This is a genomic window from Sporofaciens sp. SGI.106 (genome assembly GCF_050314255.1).
GTDB lineage: Bacteria > Bacillota > Clostridia > Lachnospirales > Lachnospiraceae > Claveliimonas.
The window spans coordinates 57,970-65,467 of sequence record NZ_JBNPMZ010000016.1; the positions used below are offsets into that span (position 1 = coordinate 57,970).

7 protein-coding genes and 1 riboswitch are annotated in these 7,498 nt (G+C 44.3%); of the genes, 4 read left to right on the forward strand and 3 right to left on the reverse strand.

Features of this window, described 5'->3' with window-relative positions:
* Positions 1 to 61 precede the first annotated feature (61 nt).
* Positions 62 to 1,528, reverse strand: a complete 1,467-nt coding sequence (locus ACQRCC_RS11620; RefSeq protein ID WP_427850942.1) for an ATP-binding protein — start codon at positions 1,526 to 1,528, stop codon at positions 62 to 64.
* A complete protein-coding gene (locus tag ACQRCC_RS11625) occupies positions 1,525 to 2,205 on the reverse strand; it encodes a response regulator transcription factor (protein WP_427850943.1) in 681 nt (226 codons plus the stop codon). Before ACQRCC_RS11625 ends, ACQRCC_RS11620 begins: the two co-directional genes overlap by 4 nt.
* 150 nt (positions 2,206 to 2,355) lie before the next feature.
* Between ACQRCC_RS11625 and ACQRCC_RS11630 the strand changes: the two genes are divergently transcribed.
* The 4 genes from ACQRCC_RS11630 (at position 2,356) to ACQRCC_RS11645 (ending at position 6,074) form a co-directional block, all read left to right on the forward strand.
* Positions 2,356 to 2,625: a hypothetical protein gene (locus ACQRCC_RS11630; RefSeq protein WP_427850944.1), complete on the forward strand. Its 270-nt coding sequence runs from the start codon at positions 2,356 to 2,358 to the stop codon at positions 2,623 to 2,625.
* A 149-nt stretch (positions 2,626 to 2,774) separates the two neighbouring features.
* Complete coding sequence (locus tag ACQRCC_RS11635; protein WP_427850945.1) at positions 2,775 to 4,307, forward strand: DUF1538 domain-containing protein; 1,533 nt, start codon at positions 2,775 to 2,777, stop codon at positions 4,305 to 4,307.
* A gap of 23 nt (positions 4,308 to 4,330) precedes the next feature.
* Positions 4,331 to 5,014, forward strand: a complete 684-nt coding sequence (locus ACQRCC_RS11640) for a P-II family nitrogen regulator (RefSeq protein WP_427850946.1) — start codon at positions 4,331 to 4,333, stop codon at positions 5,012 to 5,014.
* 86 nt (positions 5,015 to 5,100) lie between these two features.
* A riboswitch (FMN riboswitch) is annotated at positions 5,101 to 5,230 on the forward strand.
* A 211-nt stretch (positions 5,231 to 5,441) separates the two neighbouring features.
* On the forward strand, positions 5,442 to 6,074 hold the full coding sequence (locus ACQRCC_RS11645) for an ECF transporter S component (protein ID WP_427850947.1): 633 nt from the start codon (positions 5,442 to 5,444) through the stop codon (positions 6,072 to 6,074).
* 73 nt (positions 6,075 to 6,147) lie between these two features.
* Here ACQRCC_RS11645 and ACQRCC_RS11650 read toward each other — a convergent pair whose 3' ends face one another.
* Entirely contained in the window at positions 6,148 to 7,452 is a 1,305-nt protein-coding gene (locus ACQRCC_RS11650) for a phosphatidylserine decarboxylase (RefSeq protein WP_427850948.1), read from the reverse strand.
* Positions 7,453 to 7,498 lie beyond the last annotated feature (46 nt).

Below are 7,498 nucleotides of genomic sequence, written 5' to 3' on the forward strand. Positions count from 1 at the left end.
TATCATATGTACGAAAAAAAAGAAACGATGAAAGTACAGGAACCCCATCGTTTCTTCTTTTCTATTTTACATCAAGTTCGAACCAAAATTCAACCCCATTATCATAATTATTTACGCCGTACTTCTGATGAAAGGAATCCATAATAGCCTTTACAATGGATAAACCAATTCCATTCCCTCCGTATTCCCGGGTATGAGCCTTGTCCACCTTATAGAATTTGTCCCAGATATGACCAATATCTTCTTCCGGAATAGGATTTCCTGTATTGAATACTGTAACTTTTGCCTTATCCGATTCCTTCCGTATCCGTATCTCTATTACCCGATCACCGGACACATGATTAAAAGCATTGCTCACATAGTTTCTCACAACCTGCTCTACTTTGAATTCATCCGCCCAGACATATACCGGTTCTGTCTCCAGAAAGTTTACCCTGACCTCCTTAGACTGCGCCATAATCTCCATACTCTGCAACACACCTCTGATCAGCTCCGTCAGGTTAAATCTGGAAAACTCTACATTTTCATCTCCGAACTCCAGCTGATTCAGTGCCAGAAGACTCTTGACCATCTGATTCATCTTAGCCGCCTCATCCATGATTACATCACAATAAAACTCACGGCTCTCAGGGTCATCACTGACCCCTTCCTTCAATCCTTCCGCATAACCCTGAATCAGAGCAATCGGCGTCTTCAGTTCATGGGATACATTGCCAAAGAAATCGCCCCGCATCTGTTCCAGTTTTTCCTTCTGTTCAATATCTTTCTGCAGATGATAATTGGCCGTTTTCAAATCTGTAATTGCTTTCTCAAGCTTCTCCGACATACGATTGAAATTCTCACCCAGAATACCAATCTCATCATCTCTGTCACTGGCATATTTTGCATCAAAATCCAGATCAGCCATCTTCACAGACAATGCTGCGAGCTCCAGAATCGGGTCTGTCAGCCATTTGGAAAAGAACCATACCAGAAGACTGCACACCACAATCATAATCGAACCCACATAAATCAGGAACCGGTTTGATAATTGTACACTGGCCTGAATACTCTCCAGCGGGCTGCTGATAACTACATAATATCCATCTCCCAGGCTTCCCCTCATCCGCAGATTTTCCGTGGTGCCGCTCCTCCCCCGGGATTGACTGATTTCATAAAAATCCGTACGATTCAGGATGATATCATTCTCCGGGGATTGGTTCAGAAGGAATTCATATAATTGCTGAGTCAGATCCTCTGTATCGGGTACATTGGCATAAGCCTTCTGTTCTGTAGTATTCGCAACCAGGAAAAACATATTATTCTCTGCTGCCATCTGAAACAGTTCCTTCACTGTATCATCATCCTGAAGACTGTCCTCTGTCACCGCTTCTTTCAGCCGTTCGTACATGGCAATGAACTTCGCCTGTTTATCCCTGACATAATAGGGCTCCAGAAAATTCACATTCACAATCAGCATCAGAAAAAGCATGCAAATGATAAGTCCTATGAAGCCCCCCGTCATCTGCCGTTTGATTGAATGTCTCATGGTGTCACCTCGAATTTATAGCCCATGCCCCACACCGTCTTAATATAGTCTCCTTTGTCTCCCAATTTGCTGCGGAGTTTCTTTACATGCGTATCGATTGTCCTTGCATCTCCGAAATAATCATAATTCCATACATTATTCAAAATCTTTTCTCTGGAAAGTGCGATTCCCTGATTCTCTGCAAAGTAAGTCAGAAGCTCAAACTCTTTATAGCTCAGCTCCACCGGATTACCGTCAATACGAACAATATGAGCAGCCTTATTAATCTCAATATCTCCTGCCCGGATAATATCCTCTTCCGTCATTCCATGTACCCGCCGCAAAATAGCAGACACTCTTGCCACCAGAATCTTCGGGCTGAACGGCTTGGAAATATACTCATCCACGCCAAGCTCAAAGCCCTGCAGCTCGTCCCTCTCCTCCGAACGCGCCGTCAGCATGATAATCGGTACCTTGGAAGACTGGCGGATCTCCCTGCACACCTGCCATCCGTCCATATGCGGCATCATAACATCCAGAATGATCAGCGCGATATCCTTATGCTCATAGAAAATATCCATGGCTTCAAGTCCATCTCCCGCTTCCCGCACAATGTATCCCTCTCTCTCCAAAAAGTCACGGACCAGCTTGCGCATCCTGCTCTCATCATCAACAACCAGAATTTGTAATCTATCCATATAATCAGTCACCTCACCATTTGCTTTTCATTTTCCTAATCATAACACGTATTTATGACTCTTTTGTGAAATAATTGTAGATTTCTCAAAAATGTGGTATTCTTGTTAAAGTGATGTAAAATGATATGTTAACATGAGGAGAACACGAGAATGAATTGCCCAAAATGTGGAAATGAATTGAGAATCAGTAAAAAAGACCCCAGCTTTGGTCTTTGTGACAACTGCCGTAAAAAATTCCGTCTTCCTGAGGAACCCGTGCACCAGGAAGAAGAAGAGCATTATCCAAAGTATGCAAATATCCCTCCGAAAAAAGTTCGGGAAAAACGGGAAAGAGAAATGAGACGTGCCTATGATGAGTTGCTTGCCATCGGTGAAGAAGAACGCAAAAAGAAAAAGAAGAAATTTCTGTTCTTCGGATAATCTGCCGCTAAAAAGGCGCTAAATTTTTTCTTACATCTTTATGAATCTTTACTTTTTTTTCATTCATATGATATAGTGAGTCACAAAGGAGCATCTGAACAACAGGATACTCCTTTTCTTATATTTTATTTTCCCGAAAGGATTTTAATATGAATTTTTATCACACAAGATTTTCCGAAAAATTTGAAGAAGCTATAAAGGCACTCCTTCCCATTCTCGGAATTGTATTGATTCTCTGCTTCACAATTGCTCCTGTCCAACCCGGAATCCTGCTCCTGTTCCTTCTGGGTGGTGCACTGATAACTGTCGGCATGATGTTTTTCACACTGGGTGCAGAACTCGCCATGACGCCAATGGGAGAAAAAGCCGGAGCAAAAATGGCATCTACAAGACGCCTTAATATTGTACTTTTCCTGTGCTTCTTTCTCGGTTTTATCATCACTATATCTGAACCGGACCTGCAGGTTCTGGCAGAACAGGTTCCTGCAGTTCCCAACCATATCCTGATTATTGCTGTTGCCTGCGGAGTGGGTTTTTTTCTGGTAGTGTCAGCTCTTCGTATGCTGTTCTCCTGTGCCCTCTCCCCTCTTCTGGTTGGATTTTACATACTTGTTTTTTTCATGGCATTTCAAATTCCGGAAGACTTCCTTGCCGTTGCCTTTGATTCCGGTGGTGTTACCACCGGTCCGATAACCGTACCCTTCATTATGGCTCTTGGTATTGGCTTCGCAGCTGTACGAAGTGACCGCCATGCTGAAAATGACAGTTTCGGTCTCGTTGCCCTTTGCTCGATCGGCCCCATCCTTGCAGTATTACTTTTAGGCCTGTTATATCATCCTTCCGATACCGGCTATACGCCTCCTTCTCTGCCCGTTATTGAAAATTCCAGAGAGCTCTGGCATTATTTTATGCATGGATTTCCAAAGTATATGAAGGAAATAGCCTTCTCCCTGCTGCCTATCATTCTTTTTTTCGCCGTATTTCAATTCTTTGCCCTGCGGCTCAAAAAGAAAAAGCTGCTTAGAATTACTGTGGGACTGATCTATACCTATATCGGATTGGTGCTGTTCCTTACCGGCGCAAATACCGGTTTTATGCCTGCTGGGAACTATCTGGGGCAGACACTTGCAGGCTTTCCATACCGCTGGATATTAATTCCCATTGGTATGATTATCGGTTACTTCATTGTAAAAGCAGAGCCTGCTGTTTACGTATTAACAGAACAGGTAGAAGAGATAACTTCCGGTGCCATCCCCGGCAAGGCAATGAGCATCAGTCTCTCTCTGGGAGTCGCTTGCTCTGCAGGTCTCTCCATGATCCGGGTACTGACGGGAATTTCTATATTCTGGTTCATACTTCCAGGATATGCCATTGCGTTAATCCTCTCCTTTTTTGTCCCAAAAATATTTACCGCCATTGCCTTCGATTCCGGTGGTGTATCTTCCGGCCCCATGACCGCGACCTTTCTCCTGCCCTTTGCCATGGGCGCATGCCAGACAGTTGGCGGCAATATTGTACGGGATGCATTCGGTATCGTAGCCATGGTTGCCATGACCCCACTGATCACCATACAAATTCTGGGTGCAGTTTACCGCTTCCGGTCCCTGCACAGCGACTCTGCCTCTTCAGCCTCTCCCACCTGTCTGGACAACTGGGAAGATGATGATATTATTGAATTATAACACCTGGAAATGGAGGATACATCATGAGTAAAATCTATCTTATGGGTATTATCACGAACCGTTCCATGCGCGATACCTTCCAGTCTTTTTTCGAGAAACATCAGCTATCCGTTCGTTTCTCCACACTTGGCACCGGAACAGCAAGTGATTCCATTCTTAATCTTTTGGGTATGGAAGCCACTGAAAAAGTGATATATCTTTCTTTCATCACAGAAGAAACCTGGAGCCAGCTTAAAAGAGATCTTTACCTGTCTCTTCACATTGACATTCCCGGCCGCGGTATTGTCTTCTTAATTCCGCCCTCCAGTGTGGGCGGCAAAAAAGTTCTGCAGTATCTTACTGCAGGTCAGCCTATAGAAATAGAGGAGGAAACCACTTTGAAGAATACAGATTATGAACTGTTAATTACTATCGCCAATGCGGGCTACACAGATGTCATTATGGACGCTGCAAGAAGTGCTCAGGCGCCTGGCGGTACAGTCATCCACGCCAAAGGAACCGGTGCTTCCCAGGCACAAAAATTCCTTGGCATTTCTCTCGCCGAAGAAAAAGAACTGATTTTAATCGTTGTACGTTCTTCACAAAAAAATTCAATTATGCGGATTATTATGGAAGAAACCGGTATCAAAAGCCCTGCCGGCAGCGTCTGTTTTTCCCTTCCGGTAACCAGTGTTTCAGGTCTGCGCCTTTCAGAGGAAGAATTTTAATTTTGTATATAATTTTTTCAATAAGAGGTTAATATTTCCACTTGTTTCTTTCAACTCTGTCTATTATAATAGTACAGTAATGGATTGAAATTCTTCGGGGTAGGGTGAAAGTCCCAACCGGCGGTATAGTCCGCGACCTGTTGTCCTTAATCGCGCAACAGTTGATTTGGTGTAATTCCAAAACCGACAGTACAGTCTGGATGAGAGAAGAAATATGCGACATACAATGGCTCGATGTGTTCCCCGATATTTTCTATATCGGGGTTTTTGTTTTTATAACCCATAATATTGAAACAAACACATCCAACCTCCATACAACCGCCAAAAGATGTCACATAATTCCAAGAAGATTTTCTTTCTGCATAATGATGCCGCCGGCTTTGCCGGCGCGCGTCAGCCAATACTTAACAAAAAGGAGAGAAAGAAAATGAGTACTGATGTAACAAACAGCGCAACTAATAAAATAAGCGCAAGAATCCGCATGATTGCCCAGGTCGGTATGCTGGCTGCAATCGCAACCGTATTAATGTTGTTTGAGATCCCGCTTCCCTTTGCACCGGCTTTCTACGAGATTGATTTCAGTGAAGTTCCCATACTGGTTGGATGTTTCACGATGGGGCCTCTTGCCGGAGCTACCATTGAATTTATCAAAATTCTTCTGAATTTTGCCATCAATGGAACTATGACTGCAGGTGTAGGAGAAATCGCCAACTTCCTGATCGGCTGTGCTCTGGTAGTTCCCGCCGGTCTGATCTATAAAAAAATGCACTCCAGAAAAGGTGCTATTATCGGAATGATCACGGGAACTGTGGTTATGACATTCCTGGGATGTTTCTTAAATGCTTACATTCTGCTTCCTACTTATGCCAAAGCTTTTGAAATGCCGATGGATGCTCTCATCGGTATGGGAAGTGCTGTAAATGGAAATATCACCAATCTTCTTACTTTTGTTGCATTTGCCGTTGCACCTTTCAATCTGCTGAAAGGTATACTGGTATCTCTGATCGTGTTGCTGATTTATAAGAAAATCAGTCCAATCTTCAAAATGCAACATATCTAAGGGATAAACAGGGGGGACAGGTTCCTTGACTCATTGAACACTCAATGAGTCAAGGAACCTGTCCCCCTATCCATTACCTCAGTGTAAGATTAGCATATGCTTCACCCATGAGCAGATGCTCATAGCCACCCTGACCGTCTTCCGGCACAACCATGTCGAACTCAACCTGATCCTGGAACACCATCACAATGTCACTGCCGCCGAAAAGGAAATACCCCATCGGGTCACCTTTTTCTACCTTCGCCCCAACCTGTACGCTGTCTTCCCAGTTACAGGAACAGATTTGTGACATACCAATGGGCAGAATTGCAACAATGCCATACTCTGTATCGAGAATCACACAATCTCTCGTCTCAATCATCTGCCAGCCTGGTATGGTATCTTCCAACACATATTTTCCTGTCTTCTCATCCCAACAGGTAATGCCTCCTGCGGCATTCGTACCCTCTATCTTGCGCAATTCCAGCACCGTTCCGCTGATAGGAAAATGATAGCGATGGTAATCATTCACATCCAGGAAAGTATGTGTCAGTGTACCTCCGGCAAATGAATCTGCATATTTGCTTTCCTCACCAATGAGCTGTCGAATTGATGTGAAATTAGCAGACTTAATCTGAACACCCTCCTTCTGAACCAGCTCACCACTGTCGTCAATTGCCCACTCACCCTGCGGTTTGGAATCTGCCGGAGCAACCAATGCCGTTTCAGCGACAGGCCTCACTGAAGGATCTGACAGCTTACGGGCAAAGAAATCGTTAAAACTTGTCCACTCCTCCGGACTCTCATACCATCCCTCATCCAGGCCGAATCTCTGATCCTGACGGAACAGCTCCAGATACTCGTCATTCCAGCTCTCCGGAGTATCAAGGTATGTTCCCCAGGTCTTAGCGTATTGTCTGCACCAGCTGGCGATAGGTTCATGATACTGGAGTGTAGGATAGTAATAACCCAGTCCCTCCAGTTCCTCCAATGGCTGATCGACCAAAAACCAGAAATAGTCCACCGACTGGTCAATATGCTCGTAGAGAGTTGGATACTCTTTGTCCTTGAGCACGTTCCATGGCATGCACACAGCAGCCCAGTCTAGAAAATCATATAACTCTTCCAGATTCTGAGCCGGATTAGTATCGGGATCCGGGTTGATTTCCGCAGCGGCGGCAAGCGACTTCTCCATAAGCGCCTTCAAATCAGGATCATCTTCCAGCAAAGACATCAGCTCCTTCGTCATTGGTGCATGCTCTTCCTCTGATGCCACCGAAGTATCATTTACTGACTCATTCCTGCCTTCCGGTACTATCTTTAATGCTGTCATCACTATCAGTACCATCGCCAACAGAACCACCAATATACTCCATTTCTTCATACTTTTCTTTTCCATACGCTTCCCTCCTTCACTTGTTCTCATTATATCATAAATATATACA

Coding starts and splice junctions, on each gene's coding strand:
- ACQRCC_RS11650 (WP_427850948.1), bottom strand. CDS start 7,452: ATGGAAAAGAAAAGTATGAAGAAATGGAGTATATTGGTGGTTCTGTTG.
- ACQRCC_RS11620 (WP_427850942.1), bottom strand. CDS start 1,528: ATGAGACATTCAATCAAACGGCAGATGACGGGGGGCTTCATAGGACTT.
- ACQRCC_RS11635 (WP_427850945.1), top strand. CDS start 2,775: ATGAATTTTTATCACACAAGATTTTCCGAAAAATTTGAAGAAGCTATA.
- ACQRCC_RS11640 (WP_427850946.1), top strand. CDS start 4,331: ATGAGTAAAATCTATCTTATGGGTATTATCACGAACCGTTCCATGCGC.
- ACQRCC_RS11645 (WP_427850947.1), top strand. CDS start 5,442: ATGAGTACTGATGTAACAAACAGCGCAACTAATAAAATAAGCGCAAGA.
- ACQRCC_RS11630 (WP_427850944.1), top strand. CDS start 2,356: ATGAATTGCCCAAAATGTGGAAATGAATTGAGAATCAGTAAAAAAGAC.
- ACQRCC_RS11625 (WP_427850943.1), bottom strand. CDS start 2,205: ATGGATAGATTACAAATTCTGGTTGTTGATGATGAGAGCAGGATGCGC.